We start from the raw sequence: 23,476 nt of genomic DNA on the forward strand, positions 1-23,476 counted from the left end.
CTCAACTGCATGGCTGCTGACGATGTCACACAGCGGCATGGAGGTCAGGCCCGGCCTAACGCAAGCCGCTGAACGCCTGCGGCTGGTGTATTGCATGTTCGATCAGCGCTTAAATGCGGCCTGCATGTGACCCTGAAACATTTTCTTTCATATGCGCCTTAGGGATTTCTCATTCTCATTCGTCTTAATTTAGATACAGCCCGTCGCGTCAGCAAAAGCTACGACTGGCCTTTTCCGGGCCTCCATTGCCCCTCCGATCAAGACCTCCATTCATATGTCGAAGAAGTCACGCTCCAAACTCTGGTTTCTCGTACATAGCTGGCTGGCATTGCCCATCTGGTTCTTTGTACTGATCGTCTGCGTCACCGGCACCCTGGCCGTGGTGAGCCAGGAAATCGTGTGGCTGGCCAACCCGGATATCCGCGCCAGCAAGCCGTCGGATGAGGCCCAGCCGCTCAGTTATGACCAGATAATTGCCGCCATCAAGCGCGAAGAGCCGCAAGTGTTCGTACAGTCGATCAATCGGCCAGATGAATCCCACTTCGCGCTCAGTGTCGACCTCAGCTACCCGGACGGGCGCTCCGTGGAGGTCTATGTCAATCCCTACACCGGGTCAATCCAGGGCATCAGCCCGTCGTTCAACTTCCAGGCATTCACCCGAGCCCTGCACGGCTGGTGGCTGGTGCCATTCACCAACGGCTACAGCTGGGGCTGGTACCTGGTGTCGGCCCTCGGCATACCGCTGCTTGCGTCACTGGTGACGGGGCTGGTGGTGTACAAAAAGTTCTGGAAAGGCTTCCTGCGCCCTACTCTGCGGGTGCGCCACGGTGCGCGGATCTTCTGGGGCGACTTCCACCGCTTGAGCGGGATTTGGTCGATCTGGTTCATTGCCGTGATTTCCATCACCGGCATCTGGTTCCTGATCCGCGCCATCCTGGGCGACAACCATATTTCGATTTCCACCGAGCCCGTCATCCCGGTGATTGCTCGGGACAAGGTGCCGATGTCGGCGCCTGGCGTACCGGCGCCGATGATTCCCGTGGACGAAGCCATCAAGGTCGCCGCGCAGCGTATCCCAGGCCTGGAGCCAAGCTTCATCAGCCTGCCCCTCAACGCTTACAGCCACTTGCAGATTGGCGGACGGGGCTGGTACCCGTTGATGTACCAGACTGCGCAGATCAACCCCTATGACGGCGAGGTTGCCGCCGCGCACTTGTTGTCCGACCGTTCGAAGCTGGAGTTTGTCACCGAGTCCATGCGCCCGCTGCACACTGGCGACTTCGGCGGTTTGTGGATCAAGCTGATCTGGGCGTTCTTCGGGCTGATCATGAGCATGATGGTACTCAGTGGCTTGCTGATCTGGACCAAACGCACAGCACTGGCGACCCTTAACGCACTCAAGCGCGAAGCCAAGACCCAACGCAAACCCGCTTGCATCCCGGCCATGCACGCCGAAACCTCGGAGGCCCAGCGATGAGCAAAGTCGTAAGCGTACCGCCATCTCCCCTGCGCACCTTCTGGCTCAAATGGCGGTTTCACATCAACATTCTGCTGTTGCTGATACCGCTGGGGTTCATGCCCAAGTACTTCGCCGACGCCGCGTTGTTTCGCGGGGATACCGGCATCGGCGAACGCGTGGCCGGGCAAGTGCAAGTCGGCCCCTGGAGCCTGACCCTGGCCGAGTTCCGTAATGAAGGCCCCCGCCCGGACCCTGCCGGCCCGATGAAATTCTTCAACGCGGCCCTGTGTGACACCTGTGCCAATCAGGTCAAGGCCACCTACCTGCGTATCGGCAAGCCCCGCAGCCTGCGCGCCGCCGGGGTGATCTTCTTCGGCACACCATACCGCATGGGCGCTGGCCTGCCGGTGCCGGAGCGCACCCCGGTAGACGCCGAAGTCTGGGTGACCATGGAAGGCTGGGACGGCAGCATGCACCAGGGTTCCATCCCGCTGAGCCAGGCTTCGCCTGCCACCATTGCCTGGTTGAACAAGCAAGGAGTTAAACCATGACTTTCAAGCGCCTGACGCGCGCCGCGCTGTTGCTGTGCACCGGCTTGAGTACCACCGCCTTTGCCCACAACCCGATGTGCGAATGCAAGGAAATCCCCGGCGAGCAGATCCAGTGCAAAGGCGGGTTTTCCGACGGCAGTGGCGCACCCGGTGTGACCCTGGATGTGATCGGCTACGACGAAACCATTCTGGTGCCCGGCAAGCTCGGCGAGGATTCGACCCTGACCTTCAAGAAGCCCGCCGCCGAGTTTTATGTGCTGTTTGATGCCGGCCCCGGCCACGTGGTGGAAATCGACCAAGCGGATATCCAGGCGCAATGAGTACCACACAAGTTGTACGCCCCGCCGGTGCCGGCCATGAATCCCTCTACGTGCTGCTGCTGTGCCTGATCATCCTGACGGTGGCGGGCTCGGTCGTGGCGCTGCACGGTGAACCCCAGGAAATTGCGGCGCTGCCGAGCCACCAGTTGGACGCCCGCCGTGACCTGAGCGCGGCCGAGCAAGGCATCTACGCCGACCTGCGAGTGACCCTGGATGAAATCCACCTGTTGCAGCAGGAGCAAAGCGCTTTGCCGACACCCGAGCAACTGGCCGACGAAGGCTTCGCACCTTTTGCCCAGGATGCAAGTTCGGTCAGCCGTGGTGGTCATCGCTGGCAGTTGCTCACGTCGGCCGCCTACCTGGGCTTGAGCCAGGCACCGGCCACCAGCGGCTCGCTACTGATGCGCGTGCAGGGTAACGAGCCGGATATCTGGCTCAACCGCAGCGCCAATCCTGCCGCCCCCTCCGACCTCACTGACCAGGCACTGATCGCAGCCGGCTGGCAGCAAGTGGTTGCGCAATTCGATGCCGGCGTCACCCGCCAGCATCGTCACTGAACGAGAAGACCGATTGCCCATGTCTATTTCATCGCCCCTGTTGCGTCTGTTACTGGTCAGCTTTCTCAGCCTGATGCTAGCTCCCATGGCGAATGCCGAAGCCGCTAAACGCCTGCGTATCGGCATCACCCTCCACCCTTATTACAGCTACGTGGCCAACATCGTCGGCGACAAGGCTGAAGTAGTGCCGCTGATCCCGGCCGGCTTCAACCCTCACGCCTACGAGCCACGCGCCGACGACATCAAGCGCATCGGCAGCCTGGACGTGATCGTGCTCAACGGGGTTGGCCATGACGACTTCGCCGACCGCATGATCGCCACCAGCGAGCGCCCCGACATCAAGGTGATCGAAGCCAACGCCAACGTGCCGCTGCTGGCGGCCACCGGCAATGCCGCGCGCGGTGCGGGCAAGGTGGTCAACCCGCACACCTTCCTGTCGATCAGTGCATCGATTGCCCAGGTCAACAACATCGCCCGCGAGTTGGGCAAGCTCGACCCGGACAACGCCAAAACCTACACCCAAAACGCCCGGGCCTACGGCAAGCGCCTGCGCCAGATGCGCGCCGACGCCCTGGCCAAGCTGACCAGCGCCCCCAACCCGGACCTGCGCGTTGCCACGGTGCACGCAGCCTACGACTATCTGTTGCGCGAGTTTGGCCTGGAAGTGACCGCAGTGGTGGAACCGGCCCACGGTATCGAGCCAAGCCCCAGCCAGTTGAAGAAAACCATCGATGAACTGCGCGCTCTGGATGTGAAGGTGATCTTCTCGGAGATGGATTTCCCGTCCACCTACGTCGATACGATCCAGCGTGAATCCGGGGTCAAGCTGTACCCGCTGTCGCATATCTCCTATGGCGAATACAGCGCTGAAAAATACGAAGTGGAGATGACCGGCAACCTCAACACGGTGGTCCGCGCGATCCAGGAGTCAGGGGCATGACCGCGGCGCAACAACTGCACGTGGCCAGCGTCGGCCCGACCCTGAACTTCGACCAGGTCTCGCTGACACTGGGCCGCACCGTGATCCTTGACGGCGTGAGTTTCCAGGTACAGCCGGGCAGCATCCATGCGCTGGTCGGCCCAAATGGCGGCGGCAAAAGCTCGCTGATCAAGACCCTGCTCGGCCAAACGCCCCATCGGGGCCGTTTGAGCCTGGAGTGGCCAGCCACGCCCGGCACCATCGGTTACGTCCCTCAGGCGCTGGAGTTCGACCGCGGCCTGCCGATGACCGTCGACGATTTCATGGCTGCCATGTGCCAGCGGCGGCCTGCGTTCCTTGGCCTTTCCAGGCATTACGCAACGGCGATCGGTGATGCACTTGAGCGCGTCGGCATGCACGACAAACGCAAACGTCGCATGGGCGCGTTGTCCGGCGGTGAACGCCAGCGCGTGCTACTGGCCCAGGGCCTGATCCCGGCACCGCAATTGCTGGTGCTGGATGAGCCCATGTCGGCCCTTGATGAGGCCGGCATCCAGGTGTTCGAGCGGCTGCTCAATGATTGGCGCCTGGCCGGGATCACCGTGCTGTGGATCGAGCACGACCTGGAAGCGGTCGGCCGCCTGGCTGACCGTGTCACCGGCCTGAACCGCCGCGTGCTGTTCGATGCCACGCCAAAAGAGGCATTGACCCCGGACCGCCTGCTGACCCTGTTCTCCACTCACCCTCGGAGCCCGGCGCAATGAGTTATGAAGCCTTTCGCTTGATGGTCCAGGGCTGGGCCTCTTCCGGTTACCTGCCCGAAGCCCTTGCCTACGGGTTTGTGGTCAACGCCCTGCTCGCCGGCTTGCTGATCGGCCCGGTGCTGGGCGGCCTGGGCACGCTGGTGGTGGTCAAACGCTTTGCGTTTTTCTCCGAAGCAGTCGGCCATGCTGCGCTGACCGGCGTGGCTGTAGGCATTTTGCTGGGCGAACCCTACACCGGGCCCTATGGCAGCCTGTTCGGCTACTGCCTGCTGTTCGGCATCCTGCTCAACTACCTGCGTAATCGTACCGGCCTGGCGCCGGATACCTTGATCGGCGTGTTCCTGTCGGTGTCCCTGGCGCTGGGTGCCAGCCTGCTATTGATTCTGGCCGGCAAGATCAATGTGCATATCCTCGAAAACGTTTTGTTTGGCTCGGTACTGACGGTCAACGGCAATGACTTGCTGGTGCTGGCAATCGTCGGCTCGCTGGTGATGGCCCTGGCCTTGCCGCTGTACAACCGCATCATGCTGGCCAGCTTCAACCCGCAATTGGCGGCGGTGCGTGGTGTGGCGGTGAAGACGTTGGACTACCTGTTCGTGATCCTGGTGACGCTGATCACCGTGGCTGCGGTCAAGGTGATCGGTGCAATCCTGGTCGGTGCGCTGCTGGTGATACCTGCCGCTGCGGCGCGCCTGTTGAGCCAGTCACTCAAGGGTTTCTTCTGGGTCTCGGTGCTGATCGCCACCGTCAGCACCCTGTGCGGCATCCTGCTGCCGATCATCTTCGACCTGCCGATCCCGTCCGGCGCCGCAATCATTCTGGTTGCAGGTATCGCCTTCGCCTTCGCCGCCATCGCCCGCGGTACCGTGCCCAGCCTCAAAGGGAATCTTGGATAATGCGCCCTGTCTTTCGCCCACTGGCCCTGGCCATCGCTTGCTTGATCAGTCCATCGGCACTGGCTGCCGTTGATGGTTTTGACCCGAAGGAATTCAAGGCCAATCACGGCCTCGGCCATGCCGCGCTGGCCCAGGCCAAGTCGGTAAAACCGATCAAGGTGCTGGCCTCGCTGCCCATTACCTACGGTTTGGCCGAAGTACTGCTCAAGGATACCGACGTGCAACTTGAACGTGCCGCGCCAGCCAACCTCCCCGGCTCGCGGCAGGTGTCCTACTTCACCGGCCGTGGCGCGGCGGCGCTCAACACCTTGGCGCAGGACGCCGATGCCGCCATCGGCTTGCGCTCGCTGTGGGCCGACGATCCGCTGTACCCGGTGGCACGACGCAGCAATATCCGCATCGTTGAAGTGGACGCCGCACGCCCGGTGGACGGTGGCTTGCCGGGCATTGCGGTACAACCGGGCGTCACCGATGGCCTGAACAGCCAACCCTGGCAATCGAGCAACAACCTGGGCCGCATGGCCGATGTATTGGCCGCCGACCTGAGCCGACTCGCCCCAGGCGCCAAGCCCAAGATCGATACCAACCTGGCCGCACTCAAGCAACGCCTGCTCAAGCTCACCGCCGACAGCGAGGCGCGGCTGGCCAAGGCCGATAACCTGAGCGTGGTCAGCTTGAGCGATCACTTTGCCTATTTGGTCAGCAGTTTGAACCTGGAACTGGTCAGCACCGATGCACGCCCGGATGCAGACTGGACGCCTGAAGCGCTGCAAAAACTCACTGCGCAGCTCAAGGACAACGAAGTGGCGGTGGTGCTGCACCATCGTCAGCCAAGTGAAGCGGTGAAAGCGGCGGTCACTGCCGGCGGCTCCAGGCTGTTGGTGTTCAATGTGGACGGCGCCGACCCGGTGACGGAGTTGGAAACCAATGTGGACCAAGTGATCAAGGCACTTACGCCCTAGGCAAACCACCGATCCGTCAGGGATAAACTCGGTTCAATGTGGGAGCTGGCTTGCCTGCGATGCGGGCGCCTCGGTTTATCAGGCCTACCGCGTCGATGCCATCGCAGGCAAGCCAGCTCCCACATGGGTTCGCGGTGCACCAGCCGCTACACCACATCCACACCCACATGAATCGCATCATGGCGCCAGAACTCCAGGTCACAGTCGATCAGGCGTTGATGCTGATCATAGTTGACCCGGGCGATGCGCAAGCCCGGGCTGCCCACCGAGACGCGCAGCGCAGCGGCCGCTTCCACCGGCAGTGAGGTCGGCACAATCTCGAAGCGCACCCGCCCGTAGTGCAAGTCATATTTGCTGGCATACAGCTCGGTCATCGACTGATTCAAATCGCACGCCAGGATCCCCGGAAAATACAGAGGGTTCAGGTAATGCTCGACGTACAACACCAGACGCCCGTCGATCCTGCGCCCACGGCAAATCTGGATCACGCTCGACAACGCTGGCAACTGCAACCACGCACACACCGCCGCCGACGCCGGTTGCAGCCTGGCTGAAATGACTTCAGTGGAGGGCACGCGCCCCTGATCGCTGACCATCGCGTGAAAGTGGCTGCGCTGCATCAGGTTATAGGCCAGCCGTGGCGGCGAGACGAACCAGCCCCGACGCTCTTCGCGATAAATCTGCCCTTGGGCCTCCAGTTGTAACAAGGCTTCCCGCACGGTAATGCGGGTGGTACCAAACAACTCGCTGAGCTTGCGCTCGGCGGGCAGTTTGCTGGCGGGCGGCAACAGGCCGTGATCGATCTGCTCTTGCAGTGCCAGGCCGATGGAGGTTACCGCCTTGATTGCCTCATCACGCATCAACGTTACCTATCTGGACTAGACCAGCACCGTTCAGGTGCACAAAACGCGCTCTATCTGGGCTTTTACTACTGCGAGCCAGCCTAGGCATTACAGATGACCGACAGATGACAGCAGGCATCCACCGCCCGTACCACACCCTGCAATACATCGGCCAAGTCCATGGCCTGCGGGCTGTTGGGCATGGTCTACGCTAAGTCTGAGCTGAGCGACACTCGTGCTTCAAAAACGACATCGACATGAAACTGTCATCCATCGGGCCTAAATTGGCTCAGGTATTGCTGACCTAGACCACACCCTCGCCAACGTTCGTATAAAACGCCGCGTGTAAAACGCCCAAAGGAGCTTCGGATGAAACAGCTTTTCCTGGCATCACTGTTAGGCTCGACCATTGCCATGTGCACCGCCGCCATGGCCGCTGATACCGATCTAAAAACCTTGGAAGCCGCCGCCAAGGCGGAAGGCGCCGTCAACAGCGTCGGCATGCCCGATGACTGGGCCAACTGGAAAGGCACCTGGGAAGACCTGGCCAAGACCTACGGCCTCAAGCACATCGACACCGACATGAGTTCGGCCCAGGAAATCGCCAAGTTCAAGGCCGAAAAAGACAACGCCAGTGCCGATATCGGTGACGTGGGCGCAGCCTTCGGCCCGATCGCGGTGAAGCAGGAAGTCACCCAGCCATACAAACCCTCCACCTGGGCGCAGGTTCCGGATTGGGCAAAAGACAAAGACGGTCACTGGGCCCTGGCCTACACCGGCACCATCGCCTTTATCGTCAACAAGAAACTGCTGCACGGCTCCGAAGTTCCGACCAGTTGGGCCGACCTGCAAACCGGTAAATACAAGGTGTCGGTGGGTGATGTAAGCACCGCAGCCCAAGCCTCCAACGCGGTACTCGCCGCCGCTATCGCCAACAAGGGCGACGAGAAAAACATCGCGCCGGGCCTGCAATTTTTTACCAAAATCGCCCAGCAAGGTCGCCTCTCGCTGTCCAACCCGACCATCGCCACCATGGAAAAAGGCGAAGTCGAAGTGGGCATCGTCTGGGACTTCAACGGCCTGAGCTACAAAGCCAAGATGGCCAACCCGGATGACTACGTGGTGCTGATCCCATCGGACGGTTCGGTGAAATCCGGCTACACCACCATCATCAACAAATACGCCAAGCACCCGAACGCCGCCAAGCTGACTCGCGAATACATCTTCAGCGATGCCGGCCAACTCAACCTGGCCAAAGGTAATGCGCGTCCGATCCGTGCGGAAACCGACCTGAAGCTGCCGGCCGATATCGCCAAGAACCTGATCCCGGGCGAGCAATACACCAAGGCCAACCCGCAGCCGATCAAGGATGCCGATGCCTGGGAAGCCACGTCCAAGAAGCTGCCACAGATGTGGAACGAGCAGGTCATCGTAGAAATGAAGTAATCGGTCTCTCTGATCGAAGTGCGGTCAGTGTGGGAGCTGGCTTGCTGTGGCGAGGGAGCTTGCTCCCGCTCGACAGCGTAGCTGGAGCCGGCTTTTTTTGGGGTGCTCCGCCCCCCAGCGCAAGCAAGCTTGCTCGCCACAGCAAGCCAGCTCCCACATTTGATCCCATTCCAAGTTGATACTGAGCCATACCCTCTGTTGCGGAGCCCCAGCCCCCATGAAGCACACTGTCATCCTGGTCGTGCTCGACGGCCTGAACTTCGAGGTCGCTCGGCACGCCATGGGACACTTGCAGGCCTATGTCGGCGCAGGACGCGCAGCGCTCTACAAACTGGAATGCGAACTGCCCGCCCTGTCCCGCCCACTGTATGAATGCATCCTCACCGGCGTGCCGCCGATTGACAGCGGCATCGTCCATAACAACGTCTCGCGCCTGTCCAACCAGCGCAGCATTTTCCACTACGCCACCGATGCAGGCTTGAGCACTGCGGCGGCGGCTTACCATTGGGTCAGCGAGTTGTACAACCGCACACCCTTTCTCGCCGCCCGCGATCGCCATACCGACGATAAGGCGCTGGCGATCCAGCACGGGCACTTCTACTGGAATGACCATTATCCGGATTCCCATCTGTTCGCCGATGCCGAAAGCCTGCGGCTCAAGCACGCGCCAAACTTTTTGCTGGTGCATCCGATGAATATCGACGACGCCGGCCACAAACATGGCCTCGACACCGCGCAATACCGCAACAGCGCGCGCTCGGCCGACATTATCCTGGCCGACTACCTGCAAGGCTGGCTCGACGCCGGCTACCAGGTATTGGTGACGGCTGACCACGGCATGAACAACGACCGTTCCCACAACGGCGTGCTGCCGGAAGAGCGCGAAGTGCCGCTGTTTGTCCTCGGTGACGCGTTCAGCCTGGATGGCAACGCCGCGCCGAAACAAACCGATCTGTGCGGTACCGTCTGCGAGCTGCTGGGCGTGCCGCACGACAAACCCGTGTGCCGGGAGCTGCTCAAGTGAATTCGATGACCCGCGGCAAATGGCTGGCCCTGCTGTGCCTGGTGCCCTTCGCACTGTTCTTTATCGTGTTCGAGATCGCGCCGCTGGTGTGGGTGTTGATCAACAGCCTCCAGACCGAAGAGTCCGGTTGGGGGCTGGATAACTTCACACGGATATTCAGCTCGAAGTTCTACCGGCAAGCGATCCAGTTCAGCCTGGAGATCAGTTTCTACTCCAGCATCTTCGGCATCATCATCGCCACCCTGGGCAGTTATTCGCTGCGCCGAGTGGATTCGCCACTGCGCAACTTCGTCACCGCGTTCGCCAACATGACCAGCAACTTCGCCGGTGTGCCCCTGGCCTTCGCGTTCATCATCCTGCTGGGCTTCAACGGCAGCATCACCATCATGCTCAAGCAGGCCGGGATCATTCAGGACTTCAACCTGTACTCCAAGACCGGCTTGATCATCCTCTACACCTACTTCCAGATTCCCCTCGGCGTGCTGCTGCTCTACCCGGCGTTTGACGCATTGCGCGAAGACTGGCGTGAGTCGGCCGCGCTGCTCGGTGCCAATGGCTGGCAGTTCTGGCGCCATATCGGCTTGCCGGTACTCACTCCCGCCCTGCTTGGCACTTTCGTCATCCTGTTGGCCAATGCGCTTGGCGCCTACGCCACGGTCTACGCCCTGACCACCGGCAACTTCAACGTGCTGCCGATCCGCATTGCGGGCCTGGTCTCGGGCGATGTGTCGCTGGACCCGAACATGGCCAGCGCCCTGGCCGTGGTGCTGGTGGCGCTGATGACTGTGGTCACGGTGGTCCATCAACTGCTGCTCAAGAGGAGCTACCATGTCTCGCGCTGATGCCGGCCCGGCCTCCCTCTACCATCGGGTAGTGGTGTACCTGTTGTTCCTGATTCTGGTGCTGCCGCTGATCGGCACCTTTGTCTACTCGATCTCCAGCAGTTGGTCGGCGACTATCCTGCCCGCCGGCTTTAGCGTGAAATGGTACGTACAGCTGTGGAGCGACCCGCGCTTTCTGATGGCGTTCGGGCAATCGCTGCTGGTGTGTGTGGGCGCATTGATCCTTTCGGTGGTGTTGATCCTGCCGCTGTTGTTCGTGGTGCACTACCACTTCCCGAAGCTCGACGCGCTGATGAACATTCTGATTCTGCTGCCCTTTGCGGTGCCGCCGGTGGTGTCGTCGGTGGGCTTGCTGCAACTCTACGGTTCCGGGCCGCTGGCGATGGTGGGTACGCCGTGGATTCTGATCGGCTGTTACTTCACCGTGGCGCTGCCGTTCATGTACCGGGCGATCACCAACAACCTGCAAGCCATCAACTTGCGTGACCTGATGGACGCCTCCCAACTACTCGGCGCCAGCACTTGGCAAGCGGCGATCCTGGTGGTGCTGCCGAACCTGCGCAAAGGCCTGATGGTGGCACTGCTGCTGTCGTTCTCGTTCCTGTTCGGTGAGTTCGTGTTCGCCAACATCCTCGTCGGTACTCGCTACGAGACCCTTCAGGTGTACCTCAACAACATGCGCAATAGCAGCGGCCACTTCACCAGTGCCGTAGTGATCTCCTATTTCTTCTTTGTGCTGGTGCTGACCTGGGCCGCCAATATCTTGAACAAGGACAAAAGCCAATGAGCTTCGTCAGCGTCCAACACCTGCAAAAAAGCTACACCGGCACGCCAGTGTTCAGCGATATCAACTGTGAAATCGCCAAGGGTGAGTTCGTCACCCTGCTCGGTCCGTCCGGTTGCGGCAAGTCCACCCTGCTGCGTTGTATCGCCGGGTTAACCTCGGTAGACAGCGGCAAAATCCTGCTGGATGGGCAAGACATCGTGCCCCTGAGCCCGCAGAAACGTCAGATCGGCATGGTGTTCCAAAGCTACGCGCTGTTCCCCAACATGACTGTGGAGCAGAACGTCGCGTTCGGCCTGCGCATGCAAAAGGTCAACGCCGACGAGAGCCACAAGCGCGTGCAGGACGTGCTGCAATTGGTTGAGCTAAAGGAGCTGGCCGGCCGCTATCCGCACCAGATGTCCGGCGGCCAGTGCCAGCGCGTCGCCCTCGCCCGCTCGCTGGTGACCCGCCCGCGCCTGCTGTTGCTGGATGAACCGCTGTCGGCATTGGATGCCCGTATTCGCAAGCACTTGCGCGAGCAGATCCGCCAGATCCAGCGCGAACTGGGGCTGACCACGATTTTCGTGACCCATGATCAGGAAGAAGCCCTGACCATGTCCGACCGCATCTTTTTGATGAACCAGGGCAAGATCGTGCAGAGCGGCGATGCTGAAACCCTCTACACCGCCCCGGTGGATGTATTTGCCGCCGGGTTCATCGGCAACTACAACTTGCTCGATGCAGACAAGGCCAGCCAGTTGTTGCAACGGCCAATCAAGGGGCGCATTGCCATTCGCCCCGAGGCCATCGAGTTGAGCCGCAGCGGCGAGCTCGATGCGCTGGTGCGCAGCCACAGCTTGCTGGGTAACGTGATTCGCTACCGCATCGAGGCCCGGGGCGTGGAATTGGTGGTCGACGTGCTCAATCGCTCGGCCGATGACTTGCACCCGGACGGCCAGCGCCTGGCACTTTCCATCGACCCCAGCGCACTGTGTGAAGTAGCCTGACAGGCAGCAACCTATTGAGAGAGAGCATCACCGATGGCACTGGTAATTTTTGATCTGGACGACACCTTGATCCACGGCGACTGCGCCACCCTCTGGAGCGAGCAGATGGGCCGCCTGGGTTGGGTCGACCCCGAGTCGTTCATGCGCAGGAACAATGAACTGATGGATGCCTACAGCCAGGGCAAGCTGCTGATGGAAGACTTCATGGACTTCAGCCTGGAGCCGATGATCGGTCGCACCCCGGAAGAAATCGAGCATCTGGTGCAGCCGTGGGTCGAGGACGTGATCGAGCCGCTGATCTACAGCGACGCCACTAAAACCATCGCCCGCCACCGCGCGAACGGCGACCGCATTCTGGTGATTTCCGCCTCGGGCACTCACCTGGTCACGCCGATTGCGGCGCGTATCGGTATCGATGAAGTGCTGGGGATTAACTTGAGCGTCAGCCATGGGGTATACGACGGCAAGACAGAGGGTGTACTGACTTACCGTGAAGGCAAGATCACGCGCTTGCTGGAATGGCTGGAGCAGGAAGGTGAAACCCTTGAAGGTGCGTATTTTTACTCAGATTCGCGCAATGACTTGCCGCTGCTGCTCAAGGTGGATCACCCGCAGGTGGTGAACCCGGACCCCGTATTGCGCACCCACGCCGAACAGGCCGGCTGGCCGATCCACCACTGGACCTGAATCAATAGAGATCAACCTGTGGGAGCTGGCTTACCTGCGATAGCGATGCGACAGTGAAGAATTCTTCATCTGGTGCACCGCTATCGCAGGCAAGCCAGCTCCGACATTGACTGCATTTCAATCCAGGATTCGGTCAGGCTATTGGCAATATGGACTACACCGAACGTAGGACGGGGTTGTTCTAGCCCTCCACATCACCGTCAACGCCTTGCAATGCTCTCACAGTGCCTCCATAGTGAGTCTGGACTGAGCCCGTAGCAGTAGCGCCGGGCTTTTTGCATTATGCGACCGGACCATATGGAACCGGCTCCCTCAAAGACGGCCTAATATGCGTTATCAATTGCCCCCGCGTCGAATCAGCATGAAGCATCTGTTCCCCAGCACCGCCCTCGCTTTTTTCATTGGTCTCGGCTTCGCGTCGATGTCGACCAATACGTTCGCAGCCAATAGCTGGGACAACCTTCAGCCTGATCGCGATGAGGTGATTGCCAGCCTTAACGTCGTCGAGTTGCTCAAGCGCCATCACTACAGCAAGCCGCCGCTGGACGACGCTCGCTCGGTGATCATCTACGACAGCTACCTCAAGCTGCTGGACCCGTCGCGCAGCTACTTCCTGGCCAGCGATATCGCTGAGTTCGACAAGTGGAAGACGCAATTCGACGACTTCCTCAAGAGCGGCGACCTGCAGCCTGGCTTCACCATCTACAAGCGTTACCTGGACCGCGTCAAAGCGCGTCTGGACTTCGCCCTGGGTGAGCTGAACAAAGGCATCGACAAGCTCGATTTCACCCAGAAGGAAACCCTTCTGGTGGATCGCAAGGACGCTCCTTGGCTGACCAGCACCGCCGCCCTGGACGACCTGTGGCGCAAACGCGTCAAGGACGAAGTACTGCGCTTGAAGATCGCCGGCAAAGAGCCCAAGGCCATTCAAGAGCTGTTGACCAAGCGCTACAAGAATCAGCTGGCGCGCCTGGACCAGACCCGTGCCGAGGATATCTTCCAGGCCTACATCAACACCTTCGCGATGTCCTACGACCCGCACACCAATTATCTGTCGCCGGATAACGCGGAAAATTTTGATATCAACATGAGTCTGTCCCTGGAAGGCATTGGTGCCGTCCTGCAAAGCGACAATGACCAGGTCAAGATCGTACGTTTGGTGCCGGCAGGCCCGGCTGACAAAACCAAGCAAGTGGCACCGGCCGACAAGATCATCGGCGTGGCCCAGGCCGACAAAGAGATGGTCGATGTGGTCGGCTGGCGCCTGGACGAAGTGGTCAAGCTGATCCGTGGGCCTAAAGGCAGCGTGGTGCGCCTGGAAGTGATTCCGCACACCAATGCACCGAACGACCAGACCAGCAAGATCGTGTCCATCACCCGTGAAGCGGTGAAGCTCGAAGACCAGGCCGTGCAGAAGAAAGTCCTCAACCTCAAGCAGGATGGCAAGGACTACAAGCTGGGGGTGATTGAAATCCCGGCCTTCTACCTGGACTTCAAGGCGTTCCGTGCCGGTGACCCGGACTACAAGTCCACCACCCGCGACGTGAAGAAAATCCTGACGGAACTGCAGAAAGAAAAAGTCGACGGCGTGGTCATCGACCTGCGCAACAACGGCGGCGGTTCCCTGCAAGAAGCCACCGAGCTGACCAGCCTGTTTATCGACAAGGGCCCAACCGTGTTGGTCCGCAATGCCGATGGGCGTGTCGACGTGTTGGAAGACGAGAACCCGGGGGCCTTCTACAAAGGGCCGATGGCGTTGCTGGTCAACCGCCTCTCGGCCTCGGCTTCAGAGATTTTCGCCGGCGCCATGCAGGACTATCACCGTGCGTTGATCATCGGCGGCCAGACCTTCGGCAAGGGCACCGTGCAGACTATTCAGCCGCTGAACCATGGCGAGCTGAAACTGACGCTGGCCAAGTTCTACCGGGTTTCCGGGCAGAGCACCCAGCATCAGGGCGTGCTGCCGGATATCGATTTCCCGTCGATTATCGACACCAAGGAAATCGGCGAAAGCGCGCTGCCTGAAGCCATGCCATGGGACACTATCCGCCCTGCGATCAAGCCGGCGTCGGATCCGTTCAAGCCGTTCCTGGCGCAGTTGAAGGCAGACCACGACACCCGCTCCGCCAAGGATGCCGAGTTCGTGTTTATCCGCGACAAGCTGGCCTTGGCCAAGAAGCTGATGGAAGAGAAAACCGTCAGCCTCAACGAAGCGGATCGCCGCGCACAGCACTCCAGCATCGAGAATCAGCAATTGGTGCTGGAAAACACCCGCCGCAAGGCCAAGGGTGAAGATCCGCTCAAAGAGCTGAAGAAAGAAGATGAAGATGCGTTGCCGACCGAAGCGGATAAAACCAAACCGGAAGACGATGCCTACCTGGCCGAGACTGGCCGGATCCTGCTCGATTACCTGAAGATCACCAAGCAGGTGGCCAAGCAGTAAATGATGGCAATTTAATGTGATCGCTCCACAGAGTGTCATCATATAGACATCATTCTGTCGTGAAATGAAAGGACCGCAGGCTTAATGCCTGCGGTCCTTTTTTTTCGATCGAGATCGCCATGACCATGACCGAACAGCTGAATGCACTGGGCTCAATCCTGGCTCAAGGCAGTTTGCACAGCCTGTTCCAACCGATCATTTGCCTATCGGAGCGGCGTATTCTCGGTTACGAAGCGCTTAGTCGCGGCCCGTCCAACAGCCCGCTGCATTCTCCCGTCGCGTTGTTCTCTGTCGCCCGTCATGCCGGACGCCTGAGCGAACTGGAAATGGCATGTCGGGAGAGTGCGTGTCGACGCTTCAGCGAGCACAAACTGCCCGGCAAGCTGTTTCTCAATGTCTCGCCGGAGTCCTTGATGGACACATCCCATCAGCCGGGGCGCACCCTGCAACTGCTGCGCAACTTCGGCATACCACCCAGCCAGGTGGTGATCGAACTGACCGAACAAACGCCCACCGATGATTTCGCCTTGTTGCAAACCGCCCTGCATCATTATCGCGACATGGGCTTTGCCATTGCCCTTGATGACCTCGGTGCCGGCTATTCCAGTTTGCGGTTATGGTCGGAACTGCGCCCGGACTACGTAAAGATCGACCGACACTTTATCGACGGCATTCACCAGGACGCCCTCAAGCGCGAATTCGTTGGATCGATCCTGCAGATCGCCAAGGCCTCCCGCGCCCAAGTGATTGCCGAGGGGATCGAACTGACGGAAGAACTGGCGGTGCTGACCGAGATGGGCGTCGACCTGGTCCAGGGCTACCTGCTCTGCCGCCCGCAGGAACACCCGCCGCAGCAAGTGCGCCTGATGTTGCCCAAACCGGATAACGCCACGATGGCCCTCAGCGACGAAGGCAGTGACCTCAGCGCCCTGCTGAACGAACAGCCGGCGGTGGATCAAGACACCGCCACGGCTCAAGTGCTGGAAGCGTTCCGCCGCCAGGCCAATCTCAATTCACTGGCGGTGCTGGATGGCCGCGGTCGCCCGGTCGGTATTGTGCATCGGCACTCGCTGTCGGACGCGCTGCTCAAGCCGTTCGCAACCGACCTGTTCGCACGCAAACCGATCAGCCGCTTGATGAGCGATGATTTCCTGGCGGTGGAGTTGAGCCAGTCCTTGCAACAGGTCAGCCGCTTGTTGACCAGCCGCGCACGACAGCGCATCGAAGAAGATTTCATCATCACTTTAAATGGCGACTATCTAGGCCTGGGCCGGGTGATCGACGTGCTCAAGCTGATCACCGAACTGAAAATCCAGCAGGCACGCTACGCCAACCCGCTGACGTTGCTGCCAGGCAACGTACCGATCCAGCAATGCCTGACCCGGCTGTTGCAGCAACAGCGCGAGTCGGTGATCTGCTATGTGGATATCGACAGTTTCAAGCCGTTCAACGACATCTACGGCTACGGGCGTGGGGATGAAGTGCTGCTGTGCCTGGCGCAATGCATGAACGACCGGGTAGACCCCAGCCGCGACTTTGTCGGGCATATTGGTGGCGATGATTTTTTGCTGGTGCTGGGCCCGCAGGATTGGCGCAAGCGGCTCAACCAGTTGCTGGATGACTTCCATACCCAGTGCCGACGCTTTTACCGCGCCGAGCACATAGACGCTGGCTGCTTCGTGGCACTCAACCGCCAGGGCGTGCGCCAGGAATTCGCCTTGCTATCGCTGTCCATCGGTGTGGTGCATTTGTACCCACAGGCTTGCGCGCAGCTCGATGCCAGCCAGTTGGCGGAACTGGCTTCGCAAGCCAAGCACCATGCCAAGGACGTGGCCGGCTACAGCATCCATGTGATCGACAGCCTGGACATGTACTCCCCGGCGATTTAAGCCTCGGCAGATTCCGGGTATTCGTACTCGAACACCCGCACCACTTCCGAAGCGTGCCAAGACGCTGCAGCCACGCCATCGGAAGGCCCGCTGAAACGCCCGAGACGCTCCACACATTCAAAGAAACCGGTACGCGGCAGGCGGCTGGCACCCTGGCTGATCACCAGGGAACTGCGCAACGGCTGCTCAGCCTTGGCATCCAGCGCCGCCAGGTGCTCCAGGGCAGCTGCCAGGGTCTGCATGGCCGGCGTCGGAAATTGCAGGCGCTCAAGCAGCGCACGGTACGTGAGGAGATGGCGCTGGCGGCGCGCCTGATCCAGTTCGTTGAGCAACCCATCCCAGTGCTGACGGCTGATACGTAGACTCAAGACTCATCCCTCCAACCTGCAACGCCCAATTCCCAGGCCAGGCTGCGGCGAATGGCGGCATCCGGCTGGCGTTCACCACTTTCAATCAAACCAAGGTACGAGGGGCTGATCCCCACCGTGCGTGCCAGAGTCTCGATCGCCAGGCCCTTGGCCTCACGCAAGCCGCGCAGGTCTGCGAGCGGGCGCAGGTCCTGGTCGATGGCGGTAGAGGCGGCAGGGGAAGAAGCGGGTGTAGGTTGCTGCTGACCGGCAGCTTTTAGCAGCGCCTGGTACTGGTCCCATGGCAACACCGCGTATTCGGGTGCGCCATCGCGTGAAATGATCTGAATATCCATGACTGCCCCGTAGGATAAAAACACTTACTAAGTAAGTTCTTTCCTTAGAAGTGTAATCCTAACAGCCACGAAGGTCGCCGGGGGATACCCGGCATCATTAGTTTTTTTGCGGGTTTTCCCGAGCCAGCAGCTCAGGCGTCGCGGGGAGGCGCTCAACCACCGCGAGTTTTTCCGGGCGTTGCGCATCGCGCCAGGCGCGAAAGGCGCTCAGTTCGCCGCTCAGGGTCTTCATGACCCACGCCAGCACGGCGATGTCGTCGAACATGCCGAACATCGGGATAAAATCCGGGATCGCATCAATAGGGCTGAGAAAGTACATCAGCCCCGCCACCACCGAGATCAGCGCCTTGGGGCTGATCGCTCGGTATTCGCCGCGCCAGTAAGCCAGGCAAAGGGACTGGAGCAATTTCAGATCGTCCTTTAGCTGGCCCAGCCGATTGCCCTGGCTTGAGCCTTTGGCCGCGACGGCAAACAGCAAGGTCGGCAAACGTCCACGGCCCAGCAGACGGGCAGCCATAGGCAGAAAGCGGGTGAAATTGAACGGTGGTTTCATCAGGCACTCCAGTTCCAGGCGAGGTAAAAGGTTATCCACACAAATTGTGGATAACCTTGTGAACAGAGCCTGTTTTATCAGCTGAAAGCCACGGTTTATAAGGCTTACAGTCAGATCGGGCGTTTTTTGCGCACATAAAAAAAACCCAAGAATTCATTGACTTGGCATGTATGTGCGGCTACCCGTGCTCGAGTCTTATATCAGACTGTGTCCGATTGCGGACGTTCGTTTGGATTTGCAGAGGCTTCAACGTAGGGGCTGGCTGGCGTGCGATAGTCATAGACATCTACACGACCCCGGTACCACGCCGCCCCCCCCCGTGGCAGCCTGCCAGCTGATGCCTATCTCTCAGACACCCTGGGCTCCAAATGTGGGAGCTGGCTTGCCTGCGATAACGGCCTCACAGTCGACACAGTTATACCGAGTACATATCCATTCCTGCGGTAACGGCCACTTAGGGTTGCGCTCTGACAGCGGGTCACTTTTGGAAAAGAGCCCCACCACTCGGCACCTCGCCTAGGCTCGGTGTGCCCTCACTCCGGCCAGCGTGGTTTAACGGGGCGCCTGAGATCAAGATCACAAGCAGATCAAGATCAAGAGCGGCTCGCTTCGCATCGTGGTTAGCGTTGGCTGCTACAACCTGTAGTGTTGTGTAAAGACTTATGGCAATCGCAGGCAAGCCAGCTCCCACATTTGGAGTGCGGGACGTCATCACAGCGATGCGGCGACCCGACAAGCCAGCTCCCACAGAAATTTTTTGCATCGTTTGATACAGCCCCGAAAACAACAACGCCCCGTCGAGACGGGGCGTTGTGTGTTCAGGCGCCGATTACTTCTTGGCGGCTGGTGCAGCAGGTGCGTCAGCCGCTTCTGCCTTGGCTGGGTCCTTGATGCCCAGCAGTTCCAGGTCAAATACCAGCACGGAGTTGGCTGGAATCGCCGGGCTCGGGCTCTGGGCGCCGTAGGCCAGGTCGGACGGGATGTACAGCTCGACCTTCTCGCCAACGTGCATCAGTTGCAGGCCTTCGACCCAACCCGGGATCACGCCGCTGACCGGCAGATCAATCGGGCTGCCGCGATCCACGGAGCTGTCAAAGGTAGTGCCGTTGGTGAGCTTGCCGGTGTAGTGAACAGTCACTACGTCGGTCGGCTTTGGCTGTGCGCCGTCGGCCTTCTTCACGATCTTGTACTGCAGACCGGAAGCGGTGGTGACGACGCCGTCTTTCTTGGCGTTGTCTTCGAGGAATTTCTTGCCGGCAGCTGCCGACTCTTCGCTCATTTTGGTCATGCGCTCTTCGGCACGCTTTTGCAGCGCGGCGAAGGCTTCAACCAGTTCGTCATCTTTGAGCTTCTGCTCTTTCTTGCCGACAGCATCTTCAATGCCTTGGGCTACCGCTTTGGAGTCCAGGTCATCCATGCCTTCTTGGGCAAGGCTCTTGCCCATGTTCAGGCCGATGCCGTAGGAAGCTTTTTGCGCCGGGGTTTTCAGCTCTACGCTGGTTTGCGAATCACAACCCGCAAGTACCAGGCTAACCAGGGCCACCGCCGCCGCCAACCGATGCTGTTTCATGCTATTTCCTTGTTCATGCGCCAAAAGGGCATTCGAATAAAGTCGCGAGCTTATCAGGCGGCCCCGACCAATGGCTACCGGCATGTGAGCAGGAAACTTCTGATAAGTTCACGTGTTTAAAAGCATTTCCATTTATCATGGGCCACCGCGACGGATCGCGGGACCGCCTGCCAGCAGGCTAATCGCTACTTGCCGCACCTGTGGCGCAGTGGCATAACAACGCGACAATTCGACAAGGATAGTTATCTTGCGCACTTTTTCCCGTGTTTTACTCCTGATATTGATCGCACTGGGCCTGACCCTGGCCGTGGTGCTCCATTACACCCTCAACCCCAAGCTGCCGGACTACATGCCCGTGGAGCAGGTGCACTACCAGGACCAGTGGAGTGCCGCCGACCGTCAGACCTTCTACTTCACGCCCCAGGGCACCCAGGTAAAGGGCTTGCACTACGACTGGTTCACGGCTCTGGAGCTGCCGTTCTCCGAGCAACGCTTTGCCGCGCCGGAGTACCTGGCGCGCTTTGGTTTCCTGGTCGATCCCAGGCAGGTGCCCACCACGCAAAACCCTGGCAACCTGCCGGTGGGTTTCGCCCGACACCAGAATGCCGACAGCAAGGTTCAGTACCTGGACATCACCTGCGCGGCCTGCCATACCGGCGAGTTGCATTTCAAAGGCCAGGCCCTGCGCATCGATGGCGGCTCGGCTCAACATGTACTGCCCTCCAGCGTCCCCACCTTGCGGGGCGGCAGTTTCGGCCAGGCACTGGTCGCCAGCCTCGCCGCCACTTATTACAACCCGTGGAAGTTCGAGCGCTTCGCCCGCAAGGTCCTGGGTGACCAGTACGACGCCCAACACAACCAACTGCGCAGCGACTTCAAGCAATCGCTCAACCAGTTCCTCAAAGTCGCCTGGAATGATACCCATCGCGGCCTCTACCCCACCGAGGAAGGCCCCGGCCGTACTGACGCCTTCGGGCGCATCGCCAATGCCAGCTTTGGCGATGCCATTTCCCCAGATAATTATCGCGTCGCCAACGCTCCCGTGGACTACCCGCAGCTGTGGGACATCTGGACCTTCGACTGGGTGCAGTGGAATGGATCGGCCCAGCAGCCCATGGCGCGCAATATCGGTGAAGCGCTTGGCGTAGGCGCAACCCTGGCCTTCTTCGACAGCGCCGGCCAACCGCTGCAAGGCGCTGCACGCTACCCCTCCAGCGTGCGGGTGCGCGACTTGCACCTGATCGAAGAAACCCTGCAACGTCTCAAACCACCGACCTGGCCTGAGGCGTTGTTCGGCGCCATCGACAAACCCCTCGCCGCCCAGGGCCGCGCACTCTTCGCCGAAAACTGTGCAGGCTGCCACCTGCCGACCGTTACCGAAGAAAATGGTCGCCCTGTACAGCAGTTGAAAATGCTGCCGGTGGATTACATCGGCACCGACCCCGGCACCGCCAGCAACATTGCCGATCAGCGTTATGACCTCAGCGCCCTGCAATGGGACCCGGCCGAACTGGCCCGGCTCAATGTTGAACTGCACCCAGCCCCCACCGCACCACTGGACCTGAAAAAAATGTCCGTAGCCCAGGGGTTGGCGTACGTCACCGCATTCGTCGAAGAACATGCCTACCGCTCCGCCGGCGTTACCCCGGCAGAGCGCCCGAGCCTGGACGGGTTCGGCCTGCCGATTGGCGTGCGCGAATTACGCGCCTATAAGGCACGGCCATTGGCAGGCGTATGGGCTACCCCACCGTTCCTGCACAACGGGTCGGTACCGACGATCTACCAACTGCTTTCGCCCCAGGACGAGCGCAGCACTACCTTCTATAAAGGCACGTTCAACTACGATCCACGCCATCTGGGTTTTGAAACCGCCGCGTTCAAGAATGCCTTTCTGTTCGATACCCGGATCACCGGCAACCACAACAGCGGCCACGAGTTCCGCGCAGGCGCACGGGGCAATGGCGTCATTGGCCGTGGCTTGCTGCCCCAGGAACGCTGGGCGCTGCTCGAATACCTCAAAGTGCTGGGCGGACCGCTGGAGCAACAATTGCCATGATTATCCGATCGCACAACAAGGACCGTTCCATGCTCGCTCGTCTCTGGCTGCGTCTCGGCGCTTTTCTCGGCAAGACGCTGTTGTGGCTGTTGAGCCTCGGGCTACTGGGGTGGCTACTGGCGACACTGTGGTTCGCCTGGCAGCACAGTGGCCCGGTGTCAGCGGATGAACAGATCCCGCCAGGTGAAGCGGCCATGACCCAGGGCATTATTCAGACCGCCGTACGCATCGTTGACCAGCATCGCGAAGGCACTCGCTACCTGCGCGATGCCCATGCCAAGGCCCATGGCTGCGTAAAAGCGCAAGTGAGCGTACTGGCAGATCTGGACCCAGCCCTGCGCCAGGGCGTATTCGCCGAGCCGGGCAAGGTCTGGCAGGCGACAATGCGATTGTCCAATGGTAACGCTTACCCGCAATTCGACAGCATTCGTGATGCCCGCGGCATGGCGATCAAGCTGCTGGATGTGCCGGGCAAGCAACTGATGGCCGATCAGCAAGCGCGCACCGAGCAGGATTTCGTGATGTTCAGCCACCCCAACTTCTTTGTCAGCGATGTCGCGGAATACGCGCAGAACATCGGTGCGCAAGCGGATGGCAAGAAGGTCCTGGCGTTCTTCCCCAAGCTCGATCCGCGCAGTTGGCAAGTGCGTCACCTGTTTATCGCCCTGGCAACCCTGGCGCCCGCCCCGGCCAGCCCGACGCAGACGACTTACTTTTCAGTGTCGCCCTACAAGTTTGGTGCGGCCAACGCCAAGTTCCGCGTCGCGCCCGACCCGCAAAGCTGCCCGGAGTATGTACTGCCCAAACAGAACCAGGCCCTGCCGAACTTCCTGCGCAGCGCGCTCAACCAGCAACTGTCCACCGATCGTGTAGATGCGTGTTTTGTGCTGCAGATCCAGCGGCAAAACCCGCAGGCGTTCATGCCCATCGAAGACACCAGCATCGAATGGAAGGAAAGCGACGCGCCGTATGAAACCGTGGCCAAGGTCAGGATTCCCGCCCAGGACTTCGACACGCCAGCGCAGAACCTGGCGTGCGATAACCAGTCGTTCAACCCCTGGTTCGGGCTGGAAGCGCACCGCCCCATCGGTGGCATCAACCGGCTGCGCAAAGCGGTGTACGAGGCCGTCAGCGATTACCGCCACAGCCGCAACGCACCGTAAGGCGCGTTAAATCGCAGGCGAAAAAAAACCCGCTCAATGAGCGGGTTTCTTATGGCT

At 60.2% G+C, this 23,476-nt stretch carries 23 protein-coding genes; 18 read left to right on the plus strand and 5 right to left on the minus strand.

The window, feature by feature from the left end:
• Positions 1-274 precede the first annotated feature (274 nt).
• The 8 genes from TX23_RS19625 to TX23_RS19660 are packed head-to-tail and all read left to right on the plus strand — an operon-like array spanning position 275 to position 6,428.
• Positions 275-1,477: a PepSY-associated TM helix domain-containing protein gene (locus TX23_RS19625; RefSeq protein ID WP_057703650.1), complete on the plus strand. Its 1,203-nt coding sequence runs from the start codon at positions 275-277 to the stop codon at positions 1,475-1,477.
• Positions 1,474-2,010 carry a hypothetical protein gene (locus TX23_RS19630; RefSeq protein WP_057703651.1) on the plus strand — a complete coding sequence of 179 codons (537 nt, stop codon included), beginning with the start codon at positions 1,474-1,476 and terminating at the stop codon, positions 2,008-2,010. The genes TX23_RS19625 and TX23_RS19630 overlap by 4 nt, the downstream gene beginning before the upstream one ends.
• Positions 2,007-2,330: a hypothetical protein gene (locus TX23_RS19635; protein WP_057703652.1), complete on the plus strand. Its 324-nt coding sequence runs from the start codon at positions 2,007-2,009 to the stop codon at positions 2,328-2,330. The genes TX23_RS19630 and TX23_RS19635 overlap by 4 nt, the downstream gene beginning before the upstream one ends.
• Entirely contained in the window at positions 2,327-2,887 is a 561-nt protein-coding gene (locus tag TX23_RS19640; RefSeq protein WP_057703653.1) for a DUF6162 family protein, read from the plus strand. Before TX23_RS19635 ends, TX23_RS19640 begins: the two co-directional genes overlap by 4 nt.
• Positions 2,888-2,906: 19 nt before the next feature.
• Complete coding sequence (locus TX23_RS19645; protein WP_057703654.1) at positions 2,907-3,827, plus strand: metal ABC transporter substrate-binding protein; 921 nt, start codon at positions 2,907-2,909, stop codon at positions 3,825-3,827.
• Positions 3,824-4,570: a metal ABC transporter ATP-binding protein gene (locus tag TX23_RS19650; RefSeq protein WP_057703655.1), complete on the plus strand. Its 747-nt coding sequence runs from the start codon at positions 3,824-3,826 to the stop codon at positions 4,568-4,570. Before TX23_RS19645 ends, TX23_RS19650 begins: the two co-directional genes overlap by 4 nt.
• Positions 4,567-5,466, plus strand: coding sequence for a metal ABC transporter permease (locus TX23_RS19655; RefSeq protein ID WP_005786732.1), 900 nt, complete (start codon positions 4,567-4,569; stop codon positions 5,464-5,466). Before TX23_RS19650 ends, TX23_RS19655 begins: the two co-directional genes overlap by 4 nt.
• A complete protein-coding gene (locus tag TX23_RS19660; RefSeq protein ID WP_057703656.1) occupies positions 5,466-6,428 on the plus strand; it encodes a metal ABC transporter solute-binding protein, Zn/Mn family in 963 nt (320 codons plus the stop codon). Before TX23_RS19655 ends, TX23_RS19660 begins: the two co-directional genes overlap by 1 nt.
• A gap of 146 nt (positions 6,429-6,574) precedes the next feature.
• Here the strand turns inward: TX23_RS19660 and TX23_RS19665 are convergent, their stop codons facing one another.
• Positions 6,575-7,288, minus strand: a complete 714-nt coding sequence (locus tag TX23_RS19665; RefSeq protein ID WP_057703657.1) for a UTRA domain-containing protein — start codon at positions 7,286-7,288, stop codon at positions 6,575-6,577.
• A 351-nt stretch (positions 7,289-7,639) separates the two neighbouring features.
• Here TX23_RS19665 and TX23_RS19670 point away from each other — a divergent pair, with 351 nt between their 5' ends.
• The 8 genes from TX23_RS19670 to TX23_RS19705 all read left to right on the plus strand — a co-directional run bounded on the left by TX23_RS19670 (position 7,640) and on the right by TX23_RS19705 (position 17,374).
• Complete coding sequence (locus TX23_RS19670; RefSeq protein ID WP_057703658.1) at positions 7,640-8,716, plus strand: ABC transporter substrate-binding protein; 1,077 nt, start codon at positions 7,640-7,642, stop codon at positions 8,714-8,716.
• Between the two features lie 217 nt (positions 8,717-8,933).
• Complete coding sequence (locus TX23_RS19675; RefSeq protein ID WP_057703659.1) at positions 8,934-9,740, plus strand: alkaline phosphatase family protein; 807 nt, start codon at positions 8,934-8,936, stop codon at positions 9,738-9,740.
• Positions 9,741-9,745: 5 nt separating this feature from the next.
• Complete coding sequence (locus TX23_RS19680) at positions 9,746-10,582, plus strand: ABC transporter permease (protein ID WP_167346946.1); 837 nt, start codon at positions 9,746-9,748, stop codon at positions 10,580-10,582.
• Positions 10,569-11,369, plus strand: a complete 801-nt coding sequence (locus TX23_RS19685) for an ABC transporter permease (protein WP_032876990.1) — start codon at positions 10,569-10,571, stop codon at positions 11,367-11,369. The genes TX23_RS19680 and TX23_RS19685 overlap by 14 nt, the downstream gene beginning before the upstream one ends.
• On the plus strand, positions 11,366-12,355 hold the full coding sequence (locus tag TX23_RS19690) for an ABC transporter ATP-binding protein (protein WP_057703661.1): 990 nt from the start codon (positions 11,366-11,368) through the stop codon (positions 12,353-12,355). The genes TX23_RS19685 and TX23_RS19690 overlap by 4 nt, the downstream gene beginning before the upstream one ends.
• 33 nt (positions 12,356-12,388) lie before the next feature.
• Positions 12,389-13,042, plus strand: coding sequence for an HAD family hydrolase (locus TX23_RS19695; protein WP_057703662.1), 654 nt, complete (start codon positions 12,389-12,391; stop codon positions 13,040-13,042).
• A gap of 361 nt (positions 13,043-13,403) precedes the next feature.
• Entirely contained in the window at positions 13,404-15,485 is a 2,082-nt protein-coding gene (locus TX23_RS19700) for a carboxy terminal-processing peptidase (protein ID WP_224796967.1), read from the plus strand.
• Between the two features lie 119 nt (positions 15,486-15,604).
• The gene (locus TX23_RS19705) at positions 15,605-17,374 is read left to right on the plus strand and encodes a bifunctional diguanylate cyclase/phosphodiesterase (protein WP_057703663.1); all 1,770 of its coding nucleotides are present in this window, start codon (positions 15,605-15,607) and stop codon (positions 17,372-17,374) included.
• Here the strand turns inward: TX23_RS19705 and TX23_RS19710 are convergent.
• The 4 genes from TX23_RS19710 to TX23_RS19725 form a co-directional block, all read right to left on the minus strand.
• The gene (locus TX23_RS19710) at positions 17,371-17,742 is read right to left on the minus strand and encodes a hypothetical protein (RefSeq protein WP_005786715.1); all 372 of its coding nucleotides are present in this window, start codon (positions 17,740-17,742) and stop codon (positions 17,371-17,373) included. The genes TX23_RS19705 and TX23_RS19710 overlap by 4 nt on opposite strands.
• Positions 17,739-18,077, minus strand: a complete 339-nt coding sequence (locus tag TX23_RS19715; RefSeq protein ID WP_057703664.1) for a helix-turn-helix domain-containing protein — start codon at positions 18,075-18,077, stop codon at positions 17,739-17,741. The genes TX23_RS19710 and TX23_RS19715 overlap by 4 nt, the downstream gene beginning before the upstream one ends.
• 97 nt (positions 18,078-18,174) lie before the next feature.
• Complete coding sequence (locus TX23_RS19720) at positions 18,175-18,630, minus strand: YkvA family protein (RefSeq protein ID WP_057703665.1); 456 nt, start codon at positions 18,628-18,630, stop codon at positions 18,175-18,177.
• 829 nt (positions 18,631-19,459) lie between these two features.
• Complete coding sequence (locus tag TX23_RS19725; RefSeq protein ID WP_005786709.1) at positions 19,460-20,200, minus strand: FKBP-type peptidyl-prolyl cis-trans isomerase; 741 nt, start codon at positions 20,198-20,200, stop codon at positions 19,460-19,462.
• Positions 20,201-20,447: 247 nt separating this feature from the next.
• Between TX23_RS19725 and TX23_RS19730 the strand changes: the two genes are divergently transcribed.
• Both TX23_RS19730 and TX23_RS19735 read left to right on the plus strand, forming a co-directional pair.
• Positions 20,448-22,256: a di-heme-cytochrome C peroxidase gene (locus TX23_RS19730; RefSeq protein WP_057703666.1), complete on the plus strand. Its 1,809-nt coding sequence runs from the start codon at positions 20,448-20,450 to the stop codon at positions 22,254-22,256.
• A gap of 29 nt (positions 22,257-22,285) precedes the next feature.
• The gene (locus TX23_RS19735; RefSeq protein WP_057703845.1) at positions 22,286-23,419 is read left to right on the plus strand and encodes a catalase family protein; all 1,134 of its coding nucleotides are present in this window, start codon (positions 22,286-22,288) and stop codon (positions 23,417-23,419) included.
• The last annotated feature ends 57 nt before the right edge of the window (positions 23,420-23,476 follow it).

It is taken from the genome of Pseudomonas paralactis, from assembly GCF_001439735.1.
Lineage (GTDB): Bacteria > Pseudomonadota > Gammaproteobacteria > Pseudomonadales > Pseudomonadaceae > Aquipseudomonas > Aquipseudomonas paralactis.